Genomic DNA, 20,337 nt, shown 5'->3' with positions numbered 1-20,337 from the left:
CTCAGGCCGGACGGATCAACAGCATCGAGGCGAGCACCACCACGAGCAGGGCGATGAACGCGATGGCATGGATGCGGTCGGGCATCCTGCCCACCAGGCGCTTGGCGACGGCGATGGTGGGCAGCGAGCCGGCCAGCAGCCCGGCCATCGCGAGCAGGTCGATGTAGCCGAGCCGGCCGGTGGCCAACGATCCGGTTCCCATGGGCAGTGCGAGGGCATACACGGCTGCCCCGACCACCGAGACGGGAACGGACAACGGGTTCGCCATCGCGGCCGAGGTGGCCATGGGCAGCCCCAGCCGGCGCAGCAACGGCACCGTCATGATGCTGCCTCCCACGCCCAGGAAGCTGGCCACGGCACCGATTCCGAGCCCGCCGGCACTCGTGGCCACCGGGCCGAGCCGCCGTTCCACGGTACCGGGGGAGCGGGAGATGAATCCGCGCCGCAGCAGCGAATCCACGATCGTAATGGCCAGGTAGGCGATGAACAGCAAGTGCAACACCGCATCCGGCACCCGCGTGGCCAGCAATGCACCGCCCAGGGCGCCGACTCCGATGTAGGCGGCCAGCGGGAAGAGCAGATCCGTGCGCAGCCTGCCGGATCTCCAATGCGCCAAGGAGGCGGATAGCGAGTTGACGATCATGACCGCCGTCGACGTCGCGACCGCCACCAGCATGGCGTCCTGCCCGGAGCCGGAGGCGAGGGCCAGTGCATAGACGACCGGGACGATCACGAAGCCACCGCCGAACCCGAACAGGACGGTCGTCAAGCCGGTCAGCACGCCGAAGGCCAGGAAGATCAGGATGGAGCTGAGCACCACCCGATCCTAGGTGACGGATCGATCTGCGGCGGCGTCCATGACCTGCGGGCAGGGTCTCACGACATGCCCAACCCGGCGGCAGCGTCGTCGTAGTAGGCGCGGTTGCGCAGCCCCGCTGCCGCCGCGGCGTCGAGGACGACGACGGCGTCGGGATGCCACTGCAGAATCGATGCCGGGCAGGAGCCGCTCAGCGGTCCCTCCAATGCGGCCGCCACGGCGGCGGCCTTGCCGGGGCCATTGGCCACGAGCACCAGCCGGTGGGCCCGGGCGATGGTACCCAGCCCCTGGGTGAGACAATGTGTCGGCACCGACGCCGCCCCGGGGAAGAAGCGGGCATTGTCCTCGCGCGTCCGGGCGGCCAGGCGCTTGACACGTGTCCGCGAGGCCAGGGCCGAGCCGGGCTCGTTGAAGCCCAGATGCCCGTTGGCGCCAATCCCGAGGATCTGCACGTCGATCCCGCCGGCATCGGAGATCTGCTGTTCGTAGGCTGCTGCCCTGAGGCGCAGATCCGCTGCGGAACCCGTGCTTGCATCGGGGACGTGCAGGCGTTCCACGGGGAGCCCGATGACCCGGCAGACCTCGCGCTCCAGAACGTTGCGGTAGGACTGGGGGTGGTTGGCCGGCAAGCCGACGTATTCATCGAGGGCAAACCCCAGCGCTGTGCTGAAATCGACGTCGGAACGGGCCACCGCGCGTCCCAGCGCCGCGTACAGCCCCAGCGGAGACGAACCCGTCGCCAAGCCGAGGACCGGCGCACGCTTCATGGCAGGCCCGTCTCCGGGCCAGCGGGGCCATCCGGAGATGACCGCGGCGGCTGCGAGGCCAGCGGTTTCGGCCGCCGATGCAGCGATCAGGACCTGCATGTCCGGGTCTTCCGTGTCCGGGCCCGGACCCCGGATCCCACGTCCGATCCGCTGCCGTTCATGCCGGGACCTCCGAGGCGTGTGGTGGCCGTGCTGGAACCGGAAGGGATGGGGGCCGGAGCAATGCCGCGCCCATTGCCCCGACGGGGATGTTGGGGGCCAACAGCTCGACACGTGACGCCAAGTGCAAGGAAGCCACGAAGCCGGAGGCCTGTTCACGGCGCTTCATTTCGTCGAGCAAGCCGGACTGGAGGCGGGCGCCCAAGCCTGTCAAGCCGCCTCCGACCACGATCCGATCGGCTCCGGTGGTCAGGGCCAGCATCTGGACGGCCAGGAACAACCCGGAGCACAGTTGGGCGCAGGCAGCCGCAGCGGCCCGATCCCCCTCCTTGGCTGCTTCAAATGGGTCCCCGCGCACTGGACCGGCCGAAGGCCATATGCGCTCCAGTGCCGACCCGGACACGAGCGTTTCCAGGCATCCCCATTGGCCACAACCGCACCGCGCTTCGCCGCCCATGGGCAGGTGGCCGATTTCCCCGAGTGAACCGTCCGGGCCGCGCAGGACCTCGCCGTCGCGAACCAATGCGGCGGCCAGCCCGGTGCCGAGGTTGAGGTAGGCGAGGGAGTGACGGGGCTGCGGGCCGGTCCCGCCATTGCCCCGGGGTGCGATGCCTTCACGCGCCAACCAGTGGTGGGTGCCCAAGGCCGCCGCCTTGACGTCATTATCGACGCAGACGGGACGGCCCAATGCGCCACCGAGGCGGGCGGCGAGGTCGATGTGGTCGACTCCCAGGTTCACAGCGTGCCGCACACGTCCGGTCTGCCGGTCCACGAGGCCCGGCATGCAGGCTCCAATGGAGGAGGGGGTTGCGCCTGACCCCGCGGCCGCCATCGCTTCACGAGCCAGGCGGACGGCCACCTCGATCACGCGATCCGGGCCATGGCCTGAGGGTGCCGTGCGCAGGACGGCGACCTCTCCGTCGTCCTGCAGGATGACGGCCGCCGTCTTGGTTCCGCCGATGTCCACTCCCAACTTCATGGCCTGACACGCTTCCGCGCTGCTGGGGCCGGTGCCGACGGGCTCGCATGCAGCAGCTGTGCCAACGCGGTGCCTACGGCCCGCGAGCCGCCGAAGGTGACGATGTCCGCAGCTGCCCTGGGCCAGCCGCATTCGACGAGGATGGCGGAATGCCCGGTGTCACGGAGGCGTTGGAGGACGCCGTGTGCCGGATGCCCGGGCTGCAGGCCGCGGGCCACGACGGCGACCTTCGCGCCCTGGGGAATGTCCGGCTCCGCGGTGGTGGCGTGGGCCGCAGCAGGTCCCCACGGGACGTGTCCTACTGCCATGTTCGCTTCGGTGTCGACTTGGATGATCGCTGCCGGAACCGGAAGGGCCAGCCAGGCTGTGGCCGCTGCACCGATCTCGAAGGCATCGGCGAGTCCTTCAACCATGGGGTCGGGAGCGCTGGCGCACGTCCTGCTCGTAGCATTGGGGGCCGGGATCGTCGCGGGGAAGCGACGCGCCAGCCGGGCGCAGCGCTGTGCCGCATCGTCCAGCCTCGTCTCCGGGATCCGTTCGGATTCGACCGCGTGGACGATGGCCTCAAGGCAGGCCTGGTAGAGTCCGGCGGTCGTCCCGGAGCCCAGGCACAACAGGTCGGCGCCCGCCTCCAGGGCTCGGACGGCGGCTTCGGGGATCCCTATTTCGGCGGATGCGCCGGCCATGTCGAGGGCGTCGGTGATGATGGTCCCCTGGTAGCCCATCCGCGTGCGGAGCACGCCTTGCAGGATGGTGGGGGAAAAGGTGGCCGGGTGGTGGGGATCGAGAGCCTCGACGATGATGTGGCTGGTCATGATCGCGGCACCGCAGGCCCTGGCGATGGCGTTGAAGGGCGCCAACTCCCGTCGGTGGAGGACCTGGGCCGTGGCGTCCACCCGTGGCAAACCGAGGTGTGAGTCGACAGTGGTGTCCCCGTGACCGGGGAAGTGCTTGGTGCACGATGCCACGCCGGTTGACTCGAGTCCGGCGACCCACGCCGCGCAGTGCCGCGCCACGAGAGCGGGGTCGCCACCGAAGCTGCGCACGCCGATCACCGGGTTATCCGGTGCCGAGTTCACATCGGCCACCGGAGCCAGGTTCAGGTTGATGCCGCAGGAGGCCAGCTCGGCCCCGATGGCAGCAGCGCTGGCGCGCGTGAGCGCAGTGTCGTCGAGCCGGCCGAGCACTGCGTTGCCCGGCTCGTCGGAGCCGGTGGGATAGTGCAGGCGGGTCACGTCGCCGCCTTCCTCGTCCACGGCCAGCAGTGCGTGCGGGGCATGGGCGCGCAACTGCGCGCAGAGCTGCCGCAGTTGGGCAGGGGAGGCCACATTGTCTCCGTAGAGGCAGAGGCCTGCGAGTCCGTCATCGTAGGCCTGCAGGACCCAGGCCGGGATCGTCGTGCCGCTGAATCCGGGCAGGAGCGTTCCTGCGGCCCGCCGTCTGAGGCTGGGACTGGGCCTGGCAGTGCTCATCCCTTGACCGCCCCGCCGACGAGTCCGCTGCTCATGCGTCCCTGGACGACCAGGAAGAAGACGATCACGGGGACGGCTACCAGGGTGGAGGCGGCCATGACCATGCCCCAGTCGGTTTCACGACTGGCACTGGCTTGGACGAAGCCGCGCAACCAGAGCGGAAGGGTCTGGGCCTGGTCTTCGGTCATTACCACGAGGGCGACGGTGAACTCGTTCCATGCCTGCAGGAATGCGTAGACACCGGATGCGACCAGACCCGGTGCCAGCAGCGGGAACGTGATGCGCAGGAACGCCTGGGTGCGGCTGAGACCGTCGACCATGGCCGCCTCCTCCAGCTCCACCGGGATCCCGGCGACGAATCCCCGCAGCATCCATACGGTGAACGGGACGACGGCGGCGGTGTAGAGGATGGTCAGGCCCACGACGTTGTTCAACAGCCCCACCGAGGACATCATCTTGTACTGGGCGATGAACAGTCCCTCGGCGGGGAGCATCTGGATCAGCAACAAGGCGAGGATGAACGAGCGTCGGCCGCGGAAACGGAACCGGCTGATCGCCAGTGCCCCGAGGAAGGCGATGACGAGGGTGGCCGCGACCGTCGCCAAGGTCACCGTCAACGAGACCCCCAAGGCGGGGAGGAAGCCGCCCGTGGCGAAGACCGCCGCGAAGTTGTCGAACGAGCCGCCGAAGGGCAGGAAGGTGGGTGTGGTGCTTTGCAGCACCACGTTGGGCAGCAGCGACGAGTTCAGCATCCAGTAGACCGGGAAGGCCCACAGCAGGGCGATCACGATGGCCAGCAGGGAGAACAGCGATGTGGAGATGCGGGCGGACCTCATGCGTCTTCCTCCTTCATCAGGGACCGAACGTAGTACCAGCTGACGGCCACCGTGATCAGCAGCATGACGATCGAGACCGCGCTGGCGGTGCCGAAGTCGCCGGCACCGACGCCGAGCTGGTAGATGTAGGTGCCGAGCAGGTGGGTTTCGTTGGCCACGCCTCCGGCGTCTTGCAGGAGCTTGATCTGCGTGAAGACCCGCAGATCCCAGATGAGTTGCAACAACAACACGATGGACAACACCGGCGCAATCAGCGGCAGGATGATGTGCCTGACCCGTTGGAGGCCGGCGGCACCATCCATGGCCGCCGCCTCGAGGACTTCCTCTGGGATTTGGGACAGTCCGGCATAGAGGCTCAGGGCGACGAAGGGGACGCTCATCCACACCACGATGATGGCGCCGATGGCGAAGAACGTGACCGGTTCCGCCAGCCAATTGTGTCCCGTGGCATCGACACCCAGCCGGGTCAGCAACCAGTTCAGGACGCCTCGGCGCCAGTCGACGAGCCACACCCACACGGTCATCGCCGCCACGAGCGGCATGGCCCAGGCAAGGAGCATGGAGACCTGGAGGACCAGCCGGGCCACGGTCCCCACGCGTTTCATCAGCAGTGCCAGCAAACCGCCGGTCGCCACCGTGGCGAAAGCACAGACCAGGCAGAACAGCAGCGAACGAGCCAGAACCGCCCACAGGGTCGGGTTCGCGAAGATAGCCACGTAGTTGGCCAACCCGACGAATTCCGGAGGCTGCCCGAATTGTTGCTTGAGTCCGAACTCCTGGAAGCTGGTGGCCACCTGCCAGGCGATGGGGTAGCCCAGCGCACCGACCAGGACCGCCACTGCGGGCAGTATCAGCAGCTGCGGAAGGATGCCGCGGCGCCGGTGCGGTCGTGTTCCAGCAGGAGCGGTTCCGGAGCGGACCCCGGGTCCTGGTGCCTTCGGTACATCCGGGGTGGCTGCCGGACCCCGCGGGGCCGCGGACTTCGGTGGTGCCTGGGTTCTGGACGACATGTCGGCCTTTCATCGCGGCGCACGAGCGGACAGCGGTGGTGTCCCGGCCCCAGGGGACCGGGACACCACACACGGCTACTTCATGTTCAGTTTCGGCGTGATCTTCGCGTCGTACTCCGCGGCCAGGGCCGCGAGGTCGGAGGAGTCGCGGATCTTGCCGAAGAACTCCTCGAGGATCTGCGAGGATTCCACCGCGGCCCATCCGGGTGCCGCCGGTGTCAACTTCGAGTTCGACGCCGAGGCGATGGCCGCCTGGGCGAACTGGTCGTCGCCCAGTGAGGAGTTGTAGTCGCTGTTGGCCGGGCCCAGCCCGGCCTTGCCGAGCATCTTCTGGTACTCCGCGGAGAAGATGATGCGCATCAGGTCCTTCGCGAGCTCGGGCTCCTGGGACTTTGCCGAGATGCCGATGTTCGAACCGCCCGCCAGGACCGGTGCCGGCTGGCCGTCGTTGCCGGGAAGGACGAAGGTGTCGAACTTCTTCTCGTTCCACGCACGGACGTTCTTGCCGTCGTCGCCCTTTTCCAGGTCGCCGATGGACCAGTGGGCCCACCCGGGCGCCATGATCGTTGCCGCGGCAAGCGATGTCTTGCCGGTGGGCTTTCCGGCGTCGTCGAGGATCTCATCGGCGTCGTTGATGTACAGCCACGGCGTGACGTCCTTGGCATCGGCTGGGGCCTTGGAGGCGTTGCGGTACAGGTCCTGGAGCTGTTCGAGGCCCTTGAGCGTGTTGGGATCGGAGAGCGTCGACTGCCATTGGCCGTCGACCTTCTTGGCCAGCTCCCCGCCGTTGGCGAAGATCCAGGAGATGCCATTGCGCCAATCCTGGCCGCCGATGAAGAAGCCCGAGAAGTTCTTGATGTCGCGGGGGTTCGCCGCGGTGATGTCCTTCACCGCAGTGTTGAACTCTTCCAGGGTGCCCGGCTGCTCGACACCGGCCTCTTTCCAGAGGTCCTTCCGAACGAACATGTAACGCGACCCGGAGTAGTAGGGCAGGGTGAACTTCTTCCCATCCACCGAGCCGGCCTCGACGAACGAGGGGATCAACGAATCGCCGCCGAGCTCGTCGTACATGTCGGACAGGTCCAGGAAGGCGCCCACGTTGGTGAAAGTGGGCGACTGGGTATTGCCCATCTCGACGACATCGGGGGTGTTGCTGGCATCGGGCAAGGCCGTGGTCATCTTCGTGACCAGGTCGCCCCAGCCCTGCTCCTCGATCTTCAGGGTGGCCCCGGTCTCGGCCGCGAATTCCTTCTTCAGGTAGCTGCGCAAGTCGTCCGGGGTGTCGCCTCCGGCGAGCCAGAGCGTGATGGATTTGCCGGCATTGTCGGCTGTCGAGGTCGAAGAACCCGCCGGCGATGGCGCTGCGGAATTCGTTGATCCGGCGCATCCCGAGAGCGCCAGTGCCGCGGCGGTCAGCGCCGCGAGGCCCATGAGCTTTTTCATTGCTGTTCCTTAGGTTTGTTCTTCGGGGCAATCGGTCGCTGCTCCGTCAGGTCACGCGCGGATCAAGAGGTCAGGCCACCCCCAAACAGTTCCAGAGAACCAGGACGGCTGTGCCGAGCAGGACGATGTCCTCGGGGGCGGAAGCCAAGCGGACGGTGACCAGTGGGGGCTGCTGGGGGAGCAGGCGCTCCCGGAGCGTTTGCTCTGCACTGGCGAGCAGGTCGCCGCCCAGCAGGTCGGAGGGGCCGCACAGCACGATGTCGGCCAGATCGAGGGCACCGACCACCGGTGCCAAGGCGATCGCGAGCCGTTCCCCGGCCGTGCGCAGGACCTCGGCAGCTGCCGCCACGGGGTCGGCATCCGACGCGGCCGCCTCCAGCCCGCGTTTGAGCGAGGGGACCGAGAGCCAGGTTTCGAGGCATCCGTCCCGGCCGCAGCTGCACTGTGTGCCACCGTCGGTTCCCACGGTGACGTGCCCGATTTCCCCGGCTGCGCTGTGGACGCCGCGAATTCGTTGTCCTCCGACGATCAGGCCGGAGCCCACGCCACGGCCGACCTTCACCAGGATCATGTCCGCGCAGCCTGCTCCAAAGGTGTAGTCGGCGTGTACGGCGGCATCGGCGTCGTTCGAGACCAGCGTGGGCAGACCGGTTTCGGATTCCAGGAGTGTGCGCAGCGGGACGTCTGTCCAGCCGAGGTTGGGTGCCGTGAGCACGACCCCATCCGGGTTGACGACGCCCGGGGTCCCCACGCCGATGCCCAGCAGTGGCGCTGTCGCCAGTTCTATGGCGCCACGGGCCATCTCCAGGACGAGGGCGAGGATTTCATCGCCGGTTTCGTGCACGAGCCGACGCTCGGTACGGGCCATGATGTTGCCATCGAGGTCCAGGATCGCTGCGCGCAGGATCGAGTCTTCGGCCAGGTCCATGCCGAGGATCTGCAAGCCGTGGCGGTTCACGTCCACCAGCGTGGCGCGTTTGCCAGGGCGAACGGCCTCCGTTTGGCCCAATTCGACGACGTGGGTGCGGTTGATCAGTTCGGCCACCAGGTCGGACACCGTGACCCGGGTCAGCCCCAGTGCGCGGGACACGTCCGCACGGCTCATCGGGCCTGCGGAATGCAGGGCCTGGAGCACCAGCGACAGGTTGTGCTCGCGCCCGTGGGAAGGGAGGGCGGCGTTTTCCATCGGCAGGTGGCGTCGACGCTGGGGGGTGGTCGTCATGAATGTTAGTAAAGAGTACTAACAATCAAGAAACAAGACATGGATCACATTTTTCTTCGAGGTGCTGCCACATCCGCCTCCCCGTCGGGGGCCGGTCGGGCGGGCGGCTCCGGCGGTGGCAAAATGGATGACGATGAATTCCTCGCCTGTGAACCCGCCGTCCCCGATCACCATCCGCCCGGCAATCGCCACCGACTACCCCGAGATCGCCCGGATCACCGTCGACTCGTACCTGTCGGCCGGTCACTTCGAGGACCCCGACCACCCCTACCTGAAGGTCGTCCAGCAGGTCGCCGAACGGCACGCCGCAGCGGAAATCCTGGTGGCCGAACGCGGCGGGTCCGTCATCGGCGCGGTGACGTTGGTGCGGGCCGGAAACCCGTATGCCGACATCGCCCTGGAGAACGAGCTCGAATTCCGCATGCTGGTCGTGGACCCTGCCGTCCAACGTTCCGGCGCCGGACGGGCGATGATGCAGGAGATCATCCGGCGCGGACGCGACATGGACGGGGTGGACACCATCTCGCTGACCACCGGCAGCAACTGGATGGCCGCCCAGGCCCTCTACGCCCACCTCGGCTTCCACAACGTTGTCGAACGGGACTGGTTCGTGCCCGACACCGACATCCTGCTCAAGGTCTACGTCCTGCCCCTCTGAGCGGCGGCCGCCCGGAGGGGGATCGCCTTCCGGTCCTGAACTAGACTGGTGGGGAAAACCCACCGCCCATGAATTCGGGGAGATACATGCCTGCCATCAGTCGTGAGGACGTTGCCCATCTGGCGCAACTGGCCCACCTGGAGATGAGCGAGACCGAGCTGGAGAAAATGACCGGCGAACTCGGTGTCATCGTCGACGCGATCAAGTCCGTGAGCGAGGCCGCCGGCGACGACATCCCGGCCACCAGCCACCCGCTGCCGCTGGTCAACGTGATGCGCGAGGACGTGGTCGGGCAGACCCTGACCCAGGACGAGGCGCTGCAGAACGCGCCCGACGCCGAAGACGGCCGCTTCAAGGTTCCGGCCATCCTGGAAGGGGAGTAGGACATGAACGAGATCATCAGGCTCTCCGCGGCCGACCTGGCCGCCAAGTTGCGTGACGGCTCCGTCACCTCCACCCAGGCCGTACAGGCCCACCTGGACCGCATCGCCGCCGTCGACGGCGGGGACCGCGGCGTCCACGCCTTCCTGCACCTGAACGCCGACGAGGCGCTCGCCGTCGCCGCCGAGGTCGACTCCATCCGCGCCGCCGGCGGTGCCGAGGCCGCGGCCCTGCACCCGCTGGCCGGCGTGCCGATCGCCATCAAGGACCTCATCGTCACCAAGGGCCAGCCCACCACGGCCGGCTCCAAGTTCCTCGAGGGCTGGATGAGCCCCTACGACGCCACCGTGATCGAGAAGATCCGCGCGGCCAAGCTGCCGATGCTCGGCAAGACCAACCTCGACGAATTCGCCATGGGCTCCTCCACCGAGCATTCCGCGTTCGGCGGCACCCGCAACCCCTGGGACCTGGACCGGATCCCCGGCGGTTCCGGCGGCGGTTCCGCTGCGGCCGTCGCAGCCTTCGAGGCCCCGCTGGCCCTGGGTACCGATACCGGCGGCTCCATCCGCCAGCCCGGCGCCGTCACCGGCACGGTCGGCGTGAAGCCCACCTACGGCGGCGTCTCGCGCTACGGCGCCATCGCCATGGCCTCCTCACTGGACCAGATCGGCCCGGTCACCCGCACGGTGCGCGATTCCGCACTGCTGCACGAACTCATCGGTGGACACGACCCGAAGGACTCCACCTCCATCGACCAGCCGGTGCCCGAGCTCGCCGCTGCCGCCGAACAGGGCGCCTCCGGGGACCTCACCGGTGTCAGGGTCGGCGTGATCCGCGAACTGCAGGGCGAGGGGTACGACGCCGGTGTCCAGGAGCGCTTCGACGAATCCCTTCAGCTGCTGCGCAGCGCCGGGGCCGAGATCGTCGAGGTCTCCTGCCCGAACTTCGAGTACGCCCTGGGCGCCTACTACCTCATCATGCCCTCCGAGGTCTCCTCGAACCTGGCCAAGTTCGACGGCGTGCGCTACGGCAACCGCGTGCTGCCGGCCGAGGGCCCGATGACCATCGAACGCGTCATGGGCGCCACCCGCGCCGCCGGATTCGGCGACGAGGTCAAGCGCCGCATCATCCTGGGCACCTACGCCCTGTCCGCCGGCTACTACGACGCCTACTACGGCTCGGCCCAGAAGGTCCGCACCCTGATCCAGCGCGACTTCGAGGCCGCGTTCGCCCAGGCCGACGTGCTCGTCTCCCCGACCTCCCCGGTCGTGGCCTTCGAACTCGGCTCGAAGCTGGACGACCCGCTGGCCATGTACCTCAACGACGTCGCCACGATCCCGGCCAACCTGGCCGGCATCCCCGGCATCACCGTCCCCGGCGGGCTCTCAGAGGACCTGCCGGTCGGCATCCAGTTCCTGGCCCCCGCCCACGAGGACGCCCGCCTCTACCGGGCCGGTGCCGCACTGGAGAAGCTGCTGGAGGACCGCTGGGGCGGACCGCTGATCAACCAGGCCCCCGAGCTGGCCGAATCGTCCAAGGAAGGTGTCGCCTGAGATGGCCCACGCAACGGAAGAACTCGTCGACTTCGATGAAGCCCTGGACCGCTACGACCCGGCCCTCGGGTTCGAGGTCCACGTCGAGCTGAACACCGCGACCAAGATGTTCTCCGACGCCCCGAACGCCTTCGGCGACGTCCCGAACACCAACGTCACCCCCGTGGACCTCGGCCTGCCCGGCGTGCTGCCGGTGGTGAACAAGAAGGCCGTGGAGTACTCGATCAAGATCGGCCTGGCGCTGAACTGCCAGATTGCCGAATACTGCCGCTTCGCCCGGAAAAACTACTTCTACCCGGACACCCCGAAGAACTTCCAGACCTCGCAGTACGACGAGCCCATCGCGTTCGACGGCTACCTGGACATCGAACTCTCCGACGGGGAGGTCTTTCGGGTGGAGATCGAACGCGCCCACATGGAGGAGGACGCCGGCAAGCTGACCCACATGGGCACCTCCGGCCGCATCCAGGGCGCCGATTTCTCGCTGGTGGACTACAACCGGGCCGGTGTCCCGCTGGTGGAGATCGTCACCAAGCCGATCCTCGGCGCCGGCAAGCGCGCCCCCGAACTGGCCAAGGCCTACGTGGCGGCCATCCGCGAGATCGTGAAGAACCTCGACGTCTCCGACGCCAAGATGGAACGCGGCAACGTCCGCTGCGACGCCAACGTCTCGCTCATGCCCAAGGGCACGACGACGCTGGGCACCCGCACCGAAACCAAGAACGTGAACTCGCTGCGCGCCGTTGAACACGCTGTCCGCTTCGAGATCGAACGCCACGCTGCAGTCCTGGACTCCGGCGAAAAGATCGTGCAGGAGACCCGCCACTGGCACGAGGACACCCGGACCACGACCTCCGGCCGCCCCAAGTCCGACGCCGACGACTACCGCTACTTCCCGGAGCCGGACCTGGTGCCGATCGTGACGACGAAGGAATGGATCGAGGAACTGCGCGCCCAGCTGCCCGAGCCGCCCGCCGAGCGCCGCAAGCGCCTGCAGGCCGACTGGGGCTACGCCGACGCCGAATTCCGTGACGTCGTGAACGCCGGCTTCCTGGACGCCATCGAGGAGACCATCGCCGCAGGTGCCAGCCCGGCGGTGGCCCGCAAGTGGTGGATGGGCGAGATTTCCCGCCTGGCCAAGAACGCCGACGTCGAACCCCTCGACCTGGGCGTCACCCCGGCGACGATCATCGAACTGAACTCGCTGATCGAAGCCAAGAAGATCAACGACAAGATCGCCCGACAGGTCCTCGAGTACGTCGTCGCGGGGGAGGGGACGCCGACCGAGATCGTCGAGAAGCGCTCCCTGGCCGTCGTCAACGACGATTCCGCGCTTGGTGCCGCGATCGACGAGGCGATGGCCGCCATGCCCGACGTGGTCGCGAAGATCAAGGACGGCAAGGTCCAGGCCATTGGTGCCCTCATCGGCCCGGTCATGAAGGCCACCCGCGGCCAGGCCGACGCCGGCCGGGTGCGCGAGATCGTGCTGGAGAAGCTCGGCGTCGAGGGCTGAGCCGCCGTCACACCGGGAAGCCATGCGCTTCCACACCGCCGCGGGCGGGCAGATCATCCGATCGGCCCGCCCCGCGGCGCGTCCGGGACGCCGCCGGAATGTGTACCGTGGTTTCATGAGCGGCAACGTGCCCCCGGATCCCGCCGGAACCATCCCGGCCCAGGACGTGGATGTGACCGACGCCCTGGTCCATGCCCTGCTCGCCGACCAACACACCGACCTGGCCGGCCGCCGCCTGGCCCGTGCAGCCAACGGGTGGGACAACATCGTCTACCGCCTCGGTGACGACCTCGCCGTGCGCCTGCCGCGCCGGGCCAGCGCCCACCAATTGCTGCTCAACGAACTGCGGTGGCTTCCCTTCCTCGCGCCCCGTCTCCCGTTGCCCATCCCCGCGGCCATCCGGCGGGGCCGTCCCGGTTCCGGCTACCCCTACCACTGGGCCGTCGTGCCGTGGTTCGAGGGCGAGAGCGCCGCCAGGCGTTCGGCGCGGGACCGGGATGGATACGCGGCCAGCCTGGGGCGGTTCCTGCGGCTGCTGCACGTCCCCGCGCCGGCCGACGCGCCGCACAACCGCGTGCGCGGGATCGCCCTGGCCACCCGGGGCGAGGCCTTCGCCGAACGCCTCCACGCCACGGCCCCGCCATTGGAGGGGCCGTGGCGGGAGATCTTCGAAGCCGGGGCCCGCGCCCGGCTCCACCGCGGCCCCCGGGTCTGGCTCCACGGGGACCCGCATCCCCACAACCTTGTCGTCGCGCCCGGTGCCGGGCCGGCCCAGCTGGTCGCCGTTGCCGATTTCGGCGATCTGACCGCCGGTGATCCGGCCAGCGACCTGGCCGCGGCCTGGCTGCACTTCACCGCCGCCGGACGCCAGGTGTTCCGCGCCGAACTGCGGTACGACGACGACACGTGGCTCCGGGCCAGGGGCTGGGCCGTCCACTACGGGTTGCTCATGGCCTCGATGCCGCCGGAGGACCCGCTGCATCCCGTCGGGATCCATGCCCTGGGTGAACTCGCCGCGGAGGCCTGATCCGCTCCGCTGCACGGAGCCGCCGGGCGTGGCCGCGGCGCCGGCCCTGTGCAGGGCAGGATCCCTGTCCTAGGGTGGGAACCCCGAGGAAAGGAGTACTTCATGAAGAAGATCCTGATGGTCCTGACCAGCGTCGACACGCTGGGCGACACCGACGAGGCAACCGGTTACAACGTGGCCGAGGCCGCCCATCCCTGGAAGGTCTTCAAGGATTCCGGCCATTTCGTGGACTTCGCCTCCATCCAGGGCGGACAGCCCCCGCGGGATGCCGTCGACACCTCCGACCCGATCCAGGTGGCCTTCACCGAGGATGAGACCACGCGGGCCGGCCTCTACAACACGGCCCGCGTCGAGGTGGTCGATCCCGACCAGTACGACGCCGTCTTCCTCGTGGGCGGGCACGGCACCATGTGGGACTTCCCGGGCAGCAAGGGCCTGAAGGACCTCGTGTCCGGCGTTTACGACGCAGGCGGGGTGGTCGGAGCCGTCTGCCACGGGCCGGCGGGGCTGCTGGACGTGGAACTGGCCAACGGGCTTCGGCTGGTCGAGGGGCGCAAGGTCGCGGCCTTCACCAACGACGAGGAAATCGCCGCGGGCAAGGACAAGGTCATCCCCTTCTACCTGGCCGACCGCCTCGAGGAGCAGGGCGCAACCCACGTCTCCGCTGACGTCTTCGAGGAGAAGGTCGTCGTCGACGAGCGGCTGGTGACCGGCCAGAACCCCGCCTCCGCTGCTGGGGTGGCCAAGGAGATGGAGAAGATCCTGGCCGAGGCCATCCACCGCGAGAAGGCGCAGGAGCAGAGTGATTCGGAGGCACTGCGCGCCGAGAAGGATGCCGGAAAGGCCGCCGCCGACGAGGGCTGAGCCCGCTGCGTGCCCGGCTCCGGGTTCACCGGCGCGTGGTGGGCCGGCGGCGAGGCAGCGGGATCCGGTCCAGGTCCTCTGCGGCGACCACCTCGGCATCCCCGGCCGTGGCCCGTGCCTGGGCGGCCAGCTCGCCGGTGTCCGCATACCGTGACGAGAAGTGGGCCAGGACCAGCACGCCCACGCCCGCCGATCCGGCCAGGGCACCTGCCTGCCCCGCTGTGAGGTGGCGGTAGCGGTCGGCGAGGTCGGCATCGTCGTCGCTGAACGTGCATTCGGCAACCACCAGGTCCGCACCTTCGGCCAGCACCCCGGCGCCCGGGCACGGGGCCGTGTCCATCACGAACGCGAAGCCCTGGCCCGGCCGGTGGATGCTGACCTCCTCGAGGCCGGTCCCGCCGAAGCTCCCGTCGCGCTGCAGGCGTCCGATATCCGGCCCCGAGATTCCCGCGGCGGCGAGCCGGTCCGGCAGCAGCGTCCTGCCGTCGGGCTCGTCCAGGCGGTAGCCGTAGGCCTCGATGCGGTGGTCCAGGGGGTGCACGACGAGCCCGGGGGCAACCGGGCCGGGGCCGGAGTGGGGGAGCAGGCGCAGGTCGAGGCCCGGGGTGGCCAGCGAAACCAGGGCCCGGACCACGTCGTCCCCGGACGCCGGGTAGTGGAGATCGACGGGATGCCGGACGCCGTCCAGCACCATCCGGGACAGCACACCGGGCAGCCCGTAGCAGTGGTCGCCGTGGACGTGCGTGAGGCAGATCCGGGTGACCTTGCTGGCGGAGACACCGGCCAGGAGCATCTGCCGCTGCGTCCCCTCGCCGGGGTCGAAGAGCAGGCCCTGCCCGTCCCACAGCAGCAGGTACCCGTTGTGGTTGCGCTGGCGCGTGGGGACCTGGGAGGCGGTGCCTAGGACCACGAGTTCGCGCATGGCACCGATTCTGTCATCCGGTGGGCGCGGCGGCGAGGGCTCCTACCCGGTGGCGCGATCGGCCATGGTCGCCCGCAACGCCTCGGCCACGCGGCGCACCGAGGCCCGGCGCATCGATTCCGGCCGGGCCAGTAGGTCGATCCGCCGGCGGTTGGCGATCCCCTCCAAGGGCAGCAGCACGACCCCGTGCCCCACCGATGCGCCGGCGGTATAGCGGGGGATGACCCCCAGGACGTTGCCGGTGGAGACGAGCGTGGCCACGGTGGCGTAGTCGTTGATCCGGTGGATGATCTGCGGGGCACCGCCGGATACGGCGGCAACGGCCGCGAGGATGTCGGCCGGGGAGTAGCCCTCGCGGCTGACCACCCAGCGCTCGCCGACCAGGTCCGCCGGTTCGACGGCGGTCCGGCCGGCCAGCCGGTGCCCCACGGGGACGGCAATGTCCAGGGGCTCATGGGCCAGGGGCAGGACCACCACCTGGTGCTCGGGCCAGGGTGGGGTGTGGTCCATCCGGTGTGCCAGGACCAGGTCGTAGCGCGAGGCCAGGGCCGGGAAGTCGTGCTGGGCGACGTCCTCGTCGGAGAACAACGGCTGCGGGCCCCCGGCCTCCTTCAGCCGCGCCAGCAGCGGGGCGAACAAGGACTGCCCCACCGAGTGGAAGCCCGCGAGCGTGACCGGTGCATCGGCGTCGTTCTGGTAGTTGCCGATGGCCGCCCGGGCATCGGCCATGGAGGCGATGACCGCGGCACCGGCGTTGGCCAGGATCCGGCCGGCGTCGGTCAGCACCAGGGTCCTGCCCTCCTTGCGGGTGAGCGGGACGTCCACGCCGCGTTGGAGCAGCGCCAGTTGCTGGGAGACCGCTGAGGGGGTCACGAACATCGCCTCGGCGACGGCCCGGACGCTGCCGAGGTCGCCGAGCTCGCGGAGGATCTGCAACTGGTGTACTTCCATTAGCCAATCCTAAATCGTGCGTTGAGATACTCGCGTATGTTCTTAACTATTTCTCCGCAGGCCGGGGTGCCACACTGGTGGCAGGCGGCGTGCTCCACGCCCCGCACGCAGCACAGTGAGGAACCCATGAAGGCCCTGTACAAATCCGGCCCGCACGCCGGGCTCGAACTCGTCGACCGCCCGGAACCGGCCACCGGCCCGCACGAGGTCAAGATCCGGGTCATGACCGCCGGCATCTGCGGCACCGACCTGCACATCCTCGCGTACGACGACGCCGCGCAGGCCATGATCAACGCGCCGCTGGTCCCCGGGCACGAGTTCTACGGCGAGGTCGTCGAGGTCGGCGAGCTGGCCACCCACGTCGCCGTCGGCGACCGCGTCTCCGGCGAGGGCCACGTGGTCTGCGGGATGTGCCGCAACTGCCGGGCGGGCCGGCGCCAGATGTGCATCAACACCGTCTCCGTCGGCGTCCAGCGCGACGGGGCGTTCGCCGAATACGTCGTCATCCCCGAATCCAACGTCTGGGTCCACCGCGACGAGACCATCACCCCGGAGCTCGGGGCGATCTTCGACCCGTTCGGCAATGCAGTGCACACCGCCCTGGCCTACCCACTGGTCGGCGAGGACGTGCTGATCACCGGCGCCGGCCCCATCGGGCTGATGGCCGCCGAGGTCGCCCGCCATGCCGGCGCCCGCAAGATCGTCATCACCGACGTCTCGGCACCGCGCCTCGAGCTGGCCCGCACCATGGGCGTGGATCTGGCCATCGACGTCTCGGCATCGCGCATCCGCGAGGCCCAGCGGGAGATGGGCATGGTCGAGGGGTTCGACATCGGCCTGGAAATGTCAGGCCACGCCAGCGCCCTGCCGGAGATGATCGACAACATGAACCACGGCGGCAAGATCGCCATGCTGGGGCTGCCCAGCACGCCGATCGACATCAACTGGGGCAAGGTCGTCACCCACATGCTCACGCTCAAGGGCATCTACGGACGCGAGATGTACGAGACCTGGTACGCCATGTCCGCCATGCTCGCCTCCAACGCCCAGCTGCGCGAGCGGATCTCCTCCATCGTCACCGACCGGCTGCCCGCCACCGAGTGGGAGGCCGGCTTCGAGGCCGCCCGCGCCGGACAGGGCGGCAAGGTCGTGCTCGACTGGACCGTCTTCCACTAACCCGCCGTCCCGAAAGGCAGCATCCATGTACTCCACCCTCAAGGACCAGCTCACCGCCGACCTGGCGGCGATCACCGACGCGGGCACCTTCAAGCACGAACGCCGCATCGACTCCGCCCAGTCCAGCCACATCGCCGCCGGTGCCCTGGGCGCCCCGGCCCGCGACGTGCTGAACTTCTGCGCCAACAACTACCTCGGCCTGGCCGATGACCCGCGGCTGATCGAGGCCGCCAAGACCGCCCTGGACGAGCGCGGGTTCGGCATGGCCTCGGTGCGCTTCATCTGCGGCACCCAGGACCTGCACCTCGAGCTCGAACGGCGCGTCTCGGCGTTCCTGGGCACCGAGGACACCATCCTGTTCTCCAGCTGCTTCGACGCCAACGGCGGCGTCTTCGAGTCCCTCTTCGGCCCCGAGGACGCGATCATCTCCGACGCGCTGAACCACGCCTCCATCATCGACGGCATCCGCCTGTCCAAGGCCCAGCGCTTCCGCTACGCCAACCAGGACATGGAGGACCTGCGCACCCAACTCACCGCCGCAAAGGACATGAACGACGGCGCCGGGCCACGCCGGTCGATCATCGTCACCGACGGGGTCTTCTCCATGGACGGCTACCTCGCCCCGCTGGCGGCGATCTGCGACCTGGCCGACGAATTCGGCGCCCTGGTCATGGTCGATGACTCCCATGCCGTGGGCTTCATGGGCGCCACCGGCGCCGGCACCCCGGAGCACGCCGGCGTCTCGGACCGGGTCGACATATACACCGGAACCTTCGGCAAGGCCCTGGGCGGGGCCTCCGGCGGCTACGTCTCCGGCCGTTCCGAGATCGTGGCCCTGCTGCGCCAGAAGGCCCGTCCCTACCTGTTCTCCAATTCCCTGGCCCCGGCCATCGTCGCCGCGACGCTCAAGGCCCTGGAACTTGTCGTGGAATCCGGGGAGCTGCGCACGAAGTTGTTCGAGAACGCCGCCCTGTTCCGCCGCCGGATGACCGAGGAGGGCTTCGAACTGCTCGACGGCGAACACGCGATCATCCCGGTGATGTTCGGCGACGCCGCGAAGGCCGCCCAGGTCGCCGACGCGATGCTCGAACACGGGGTCTACGTCACCGCCTTCAGCTACCCGGTGGTCCCGCGCGACGCAGCCCGCATCCGCGTCCAGCTCTCCGCCGCCCACTCGGCCGAGGACATCGAGGCCTGCGTGCGGGCCTTCGTGGCCGCCAGGTAACGCCGGTGTCCCGGGGGAGCGGCGTGATGCCCCTGGGGCGCAGCTATGCCTGGTTGTGGTCCTCGTCCGCGTTGTCCAACCTCGCCGACGGCGTCCTGAAGGTCGCCCTGCCGTTGGTGGCCTTGCGGTTCACCGATTCCCCGACGCTGATCGCCGGGCTCGGGGTGGCGCTGAGCCTGCCGTGGCTGCTGTTCTCCCTGCCGGCCGGTGCGCTGGCGGACCGCTGGGACCGGCGGCGCAGCATGCTCTCGGCGAACCTGGTCCGCGGCGGCGTCGTGGTGGCGCTCGGGCTGATCTTCGCCGCCGGCGCCGGAAACCTCTGGTGGCTCTACGGCGCCGCGGTCATCATCGGCAGCACCGAGACGCTCTACGACACCTCGGCGCAATCCATCCTGCCGCAGCTGGTCCCCGCCGCGGCCCTGGACCGGGCCAACGGCCGCCTGCAGGCTGCCGAGCTGACCACCAACCAGTTCATCGGCCCGCCGTTGGGCGGGCTGCTGGCCGCGGCCGGGGCGGCAGTGACATTCGCGACTCCGGCCGGGCTCTGGCTGGTGGCCGTCGGGGCCTTGTGGATGGTGCGCGGGAACTTCCGCATCGAACGCGCCGGGCCGCCGGTCACGCTGCGCGGGGACATCGCCGAGGGCTTGCGCTTCCTGTGGTCCAACCCCGTCCTGCGCGTACTGGCGGCCATGACCGGCATCTTCAACCTGGCCACCAGCGCCGCCTTCGCGGTCTTCGTGCTCTACGCCGTGGGCCCCACCTCCGTGCTCCATCTCGACGGGGCCGGTTACGGGTTGCTGTTGGCCTCCACCGCCGCCGGAGCCGTGGCGGGGTCGCTGTTCGCCGGCCAGGCGGTCGCACGGCTGGGACGGGCCGCCTCGCTGCTGATCGCCATCTGCACCGGTGCCCTGCTCGTCGGCACGCCGGCGCTGACCTCGAACGTCTGGGCGGTCGGAGCGGTTTTCGTGCTCGGCGGCATCGGGATTGCCTTCTGGAACGTCGTCACGGTGACGTTGCGCCAGCGCATCACCCCGGCCCGCCTGCTGGGCCGCGTCAACAGCGGCTACCGGCTGCTCGCCTGGGGCACCATGCCCATCGGGGCGGCGCTGGGCGGGGTGATCGGCGAGGCATGGGGGCTGCGGGCCGTCTTCGCCATCATGGCAGTGCTGACGCTGGCCCTGCTGGTCGGGCTCATCTGGGTGACCGACCGGCACATTGCGGAGGCCGAAGAGGCGGCAGAACGCGCGGCCCGGTGACGGGTCAGTAGTGGAACCGGCACGCGGCAATGAGGGCGTCATCGCCTTTTGCCTCCACGGAAGCCTGGGCGGCGTAGGGCCGGTGAGTGAGACCCTGCGAGGGGCC

Annotated in this window: 19 protein-coding genes; 9 read left to right on the top strand and 10 right to left on the bottom strand. The window is 69.1% G+C overall.

Going from position 1 to position 20,337, the window contains the following annotated elements; genetic code table 11:
- Position 1 precedes the first annotated feature (1 nt).
- From AB8M85_RS00485 to AB8M85_RS00450, 8 genes are all read right to left on the bottom strand, one after another.
- On the bottom strand, positions 2 to 817 hold the full coding sequence (locus AB8M85_RS00485) for a sulfite exporter TauE/SafE family protein (RefSeq protein ID WP_372696811.1): 816 nt from the start codon (positions 815 to 817) through the stop codon (positions 2 to 4).
- A 59-nt stretch (positions 818 to 876) separates the two neighbouring features.
- Complete coding sequence (locus tag AB8M85_RS00480; RefSeq protein ID WP_372696810.1) at positions 877 to 1,683, bottom strand: glucosamine-6-phosphate deaminase; 807 nt, start codon at positions 1,681 to 1,683, stop codon at positions 877 to 879.
- A 58-nt stretch (positions 1,684 to 1,741) separates the two neighbouring features.
- Entirely contained in the window at positions 1,742 to 2,722 is a 981-nt protein-coding gene (locus AB8M85_RS00475; protein WP_372696809.1) for an ROK family protein, read from the bottom strand.
- Positions 2,719 to 4,194, bottom strand: coding sequence for a glycoside hydrolase family 3 protein (locus AB8M85_RS00470; protein WP_372696808.1), 1,476 nt, complete (start codon positions 4,192 to 4,194; stop codon positions 2,719 to 2,721). The genes AB8M85_RS00475 and AB8M85_RS00470 overlap by 4 nt, the downstream gene beginning before the upstream one ends.
- Positions 4,191 to 5,030 carry a carbohydrate ABC transporter permease gene (locus AB8M85_RS00465; protein WP_372696807.1) on the bottom strand — a complete coding sequence of 280 codons (840 nt, stop codon included), beginning with the start codon at positions 5,028 to 5,030 and terminating at the stop codon, positions 4,191 to 4,193. The genes AB8M85_RS00470 and AB8M85_RS00465 overlap by 4 nt, the downstream gene beginning before the upstream one ends.
- On the bottom strand, positions 5,027 to 6,040 hold the full coding sequence (locus AB8M85_RS00460) for a carbohydrate ABC transporter permease (RefSeq protein WP_372696806.1): 1,014 nt from the start codon (positions 6,038 to 6,040) through the stop codon (positions 5,027 to 5,029). Before AB8M85_RS00460 ends, AB8M85_RS00465 begins: the two co-directional genes overlap by 4 nt.
- Positions 6,041 to 6,115: 75 nt before the next feature.
- Positions 6,116 to 7,483: an extracellular solute-binding protein gene (locus tag AB8M85_RS00455; protein WP_372696805.1), complete on the bottom strand. Its 1,368-nt coding sequence runs from the start codon at positions 7,481 to 7,483 to the stop codon at positions 6,116 to 6,118.
- Positions 7,484 to 7,553: 70 nt separating this feature from the next.
- Positions 7,554 to 8,705: an ROK family protein gene (locus tag AB8M85_RS00450; protein WP_372696804.1), complete on the bottom strand. Its 1,152-nt coding sequence runs from the start codon at positions 8,703 to 8,705 to the stop codon at positions 7,554 to 7,556.
- A 133-nt stretch (positions 8,706 to 8,838) separates the two neighbouring features.
- On the opposite strand from AB8M85_RS00450, the gene AB8M85_RS00445 reads away from it, so the two are divergent.
- The 6 genes from AB8M85_RS00445 to AB8M85_RS00420 all read left to right on the top strand — a co-directional run bounded on the left by AB8M85_RS00445 (position 8,839) and on the right by AB8M85_RS00420 (position 14,701).
- On the top strand, positions 8,839 to 9,363 hold the full coding sequence (locus AB8M85_RS00445) for a GNAT family N-acetyltransferase (protein ID WP_372696803.1): 525 nt from the start codon (positions 8,839 to 8,841) through the stop codon (positions 9,361 to 9,363).
- An 86-nt stretch (positions 9,364 to 9,449) separates the two neighbouring features.
- Positions 9,450 to 9,746, top strand: a complete 297-nt coding sequence (gatC, locus tag AB8M85_RS00440; RefSeq protein WP_372696802.1) for an Asp-tRNA(Asn)/Glu-tRNA(Gln) amidotransferase subunit GatC — start codon at positions 9,450 to 9,452, stop codon at positions 9,744 to 9,746.
- A gap of 3 nt (positions 9,747 to 9,749) precedes the next feature.
- The gene (gatA, locus tag AB8M85_RS00435; RefSeq protein WP_372696801.1) at positions 9,750 to 11,297 is read left to right on the top strand and encodes an Asp-tRNA(Asn)/Glu-tRNA(Gln) amidotransferase subunit GatA; all 1,548 of its coding nucleotides are present in this window, start codon (positions 9,750 to 9,752) and stop codon (positions 11,295 to 11,297) included.
- Position 11,298: 1 nt separating this feature from the next.
- Positions 11,299 to 12,810 carry an Asp-tRNA(Asn)/Glu-tRNA(Gln) amidotransferase subunit GatB gene (gene gatB / locus AB8M85_RS00430; protein ID WP_372696800.1) on the top strand — a complete coding sequence of 504 codons (1,512 nt, stop codon included), beginning with the start codon at positions 11,299 to 11,301 and terminating at the stop codon, positions 12,808 to 12,810.
- 115 nt (positions 12,811 to 12,925) lie between these two features.
- Entirely contained in the window at positions 12,926 to 13,837 is a 912-nt protein-coding gene (locus tag AB8M85_RS00425) for an aminoglycoside phosphotransferase family protein (protein WP_372696799.1), read from the top strand.
- Between the two features lie 102 nt (positions 13,838 to 13,939).
- Positions 13,940 to 14,701: a type 1 glutamine amidotransferase domain-containing protein gene (locus AB8M85_RS00420; RefSeq protein ID WP_372696798.1), complete on the top strand. Its 762-nt coding sequence runs from the start codon at positions 13,940 to 13,942 to the stop codon at positions 14,699 to 14,701.
- A 25-nt stretch (positions 14,702 to 14,726) separates the two neighbouring features.
- Here the strand turns inward: AB8M85_RS00420 and AB8M85_RS00415 are convergent, their stop codons facing one another.
- Both AB8M85_RS00415 and AB8M85_RS00410 read right to left on the bottom strand, forming a co-directional pair.
- Complete coding sequence (locus tag AB8M85_RS00415) at positions 14,727 to 15,623, bottom strand: ribonuclease Z (protein ID WP_372696797.1); 897 nt, start codon at positions 15,621 to 15,623, stop codon at positions 14,727 to 14,729.
- A 42-nt stretch (positions 15,624 to 15,665) separates the two neighbouring features.
- Positions 15,666 to 16,574 (bottom strand): LysR family transcriptional regulator, encoded by a 909-nt coding sequence (locus AB8M85_RS00410; protein ID WP_372696796.1) that lies wholly within the window; start codon positions 16,572 to 16,574, stop codon positions 15,666 to 15,668.
- Positions 16,575 to 16,700: 126 nt separating this feature from the next.
- Here AB8M85_RS00410 and tdh point away from each other — a divergent pair, with 126 nt between their 5' ends.
- The 3 genes from tdh to AB8M85_RS00395 are packed head-to-tail and all read left to right on the top strand — an operon-like array spanning position 16,701 to position 20,231.
- Positions 16,701 to 17,750 (top strand): L-threonine 3-dehydrogenase, encoded by a 1,050-nt coding sequence (gene tdh, locus AB8M85_RS00405; RefSeq protein ID WP_372696795.1) that lies wholly within the window; start codon positions 16,701 to 16,703, stop codon positions 17,748 to 17,750.
- Positions 17,751 to 17,775: 25 nt separating this feature from the next.
- On the top strand, positions 17,776 to 18,975 hold the full coding sequence (locus tag AB8M85_RS00400; protein ID WP_372696794.1) for a glycine C-acetyltransferase: 1,200 nt from the start codon (positions 17,776 to 17,778) through the stop codon (positions 18,973 to 18,975).
- Positions 18,976 to 19,001: 26 nt separating this feature from the next.
- Positions 19,002 to 20,231 (top strand): MFS transporter, encoded by a 1,230-nt coding sequence (locus AB8M85_RS00395; RefSeq protein WP_372696793.1) that lies wholly within the window; start codon positions 19,002 to 19,004, stop codon positions 20,229 to 20,231.
- Positions 20,232 to 20,337 lie beyond the last annotated feature (106 nt).

The sequence above is a fragment of the Arthrobacter sp. JSM 101049 genome (assembly GCF_041679245.1).
Classification (GTDB): Bacteria; Actinomycetota; Actinomycetes; order Actinomycetales; family Micrococcaceae; genus Arthrobacter_H.
Note: the sequence above shows the minus strand (reverse complement) of the source record. Positions and strands in the feature narration are given on the sequence as shown.

Bases quoted from the DNA above. Each gene is read 5' to 3' on its own strand.
- AB8M85_RS00480 (WP_372696810.1), bottom strand. From the start codon at position 1,683: ATGCAGGTCCTGATCGCTGCATCGGCGGCCGAAACCGCTGGCCTCGCA.
- AB8M85_RS00475 (WP_372696809.1), bottom strand. From the start codon at position 2,722: ATGAAGTTGGGAGTGGACATCGGCGGAACCAAGACGGCGGCCGTCATC.
- AB8M85_RS00470 (WP_372696808.1), bottom strand. From the start codon at position 4,194: ATGAGCACTGCCAGGCCCAGTCCCAGCCTCAGACGGCGGGCCGCAGGA.
- AB8M85_RS00465 (WP_372696807.1), bottom strand. From the start codon at position 5,030: ATGAGGTCCGCCCGCATCTCCACATCGCTGTTCTCCCTGCTGGCCATC.
- AB8M85_RS00460 (WP_372696806.1), bottom strand. From the start codon at position 6,040: ATGTCGTCCAGAACCCAGGCACCACCGAAGTCCGCGGCCCCGCGGGGT.
- AB8M85_RS00455 (WP_372696805.1), bottom strand. From the start codon at position 7,483: ATGAAAAAGCTCATGGGCCTCGCGGCGCTGACCGCCGCGGCACTGGCG.
- AB8M85_RS00450 (WP_372696804.1), bottom strand. From the start codon at position 8,705: ATGACGACCACCCCCCAGCGTCGACGCCACCTGCCGATGGAAAACGCC.
- AB8M85_RS00445 (WP_372696803.1), top strand. From the start codon at position 8,839: ATGAATTCCTCGCCTGTGAACCCGCCGTCCCCGATCACCATCCGCCCG.
- gatC (WP_372696802.1), top strand. From the start codon at position 9,450: ATGCCTGCCATCAGTCGTGAGGACGTTGCCCATCTGGCGCAACTGGCC.
- gatA (WP_372696801.1), top strand. From the start codon at position 9,750: ATGAACGAGATCATCAGGCTCTCCGCGGCCGACCTGGCCGCCAAGTTG.
- gatB (WP_372696800.1), top strand. From the start codon at position 11,299: ATGGCCCACGCAACGGAAGAACTCGTCGACTTCGATGAAGCCCTGGAC.
- AB8M85_RS00425 (WP_372696799.1), top strand. From the start codon at position 12,926: ATGAGCGGCAACGTGCCCCCGGATCCCGCCGGAACCATCCCGGCCCAG.
- AB8M85_RS00420 (WP_372696798.1), top strand. From the start codon at position 13,940: ATGAAGAAGATCCTGATGGTCCTGACCAGCGTCGACACGCTGGGCGAC.
- AB8M85_RS00415 (WP_372696797.1), bottom strand. From the start codon at position 15,623: ATGCGCGAACTCGTGGTCCTAGGCACCGCCTCCCAGGTCCCCACGCGC.
- AB8M85_RS00410 (WP_372696796.1), bottom strand. From the start codon at position 16,574: ATGGAAGTACACCAGTTGCAGATCCTCCGCGAGCTCGGCGACCTCGGC.
- tdh (WP_372696795.1), top strand. From the start codon at position 16,701: ATGAAGGCCCTGTACAAATCCGGCCCGCACGCCGGGCTCGAACTCGTC.
- AB8M85_RS00400 (WP_372696794.1), top strand. From the start codon at position 17,776: ATGTACTCCACCCTCAAGGACCAGCTCACCGCCGACCTGGCGGCGATC.
- AB8M85_RS00395 (WP_372696793.1), top strand. From the start codon at position 19,002: ATGCCCCTGGGGCGCAGCTATGCCTGGTTGTGGTCCTCGTCCGCGTTG.